Source organism: Streptococcus sp. HMSC076C08 (genome assembly GCF_001810825.1).
In the GTDB taxonomy this organism is placed as follows: domain Bacteria; phylum Bacillota; class Bacilli; order Lactobacillales; family Streptococcaceae; genus Streptococcus.
This window is the reverse complement of the sequence record NZ_KV802732.1, coordinates 1-212: the sequence shown is the minus strand read 5'-3', so window position 1 is coordinate 212 and position 212 is coordinate 1. Positions and strand designations below refer to the sequence as shown.

The 212-nt window shown below is 34.4% G+C and carries 1 riboswitch.

What is annotated here, in order from left to right:
* Positions 1–93 precede the first annotated feature (93 nt).
* Positions 94–182: riboswitch (TPP riboswitch) on the bottom strand.
* Between the last annotated feature and the right edge of the window lie 30 nt (positions 183–212).

Below are 212 nucleotides of genomic sequence, written 5' to 3'. Positions count from 1 at the left end.
GCCTATCCTCTTTTGATAAACAAAAAAACTCCAATTACAAACGAGAATTAGAGTTTACCTTACAAGATTAGATAGTTCTTTTCGACATACGAAAAAAACCTTTTCACATTTCCCTTCGCCAGTCTTAACTGTATCAGGTTCAATGGGTATCATCTCAGCCTAAAGCACCCCAAATGTCTTTATTATTTAATTACTGGACCAGTATAACAGAA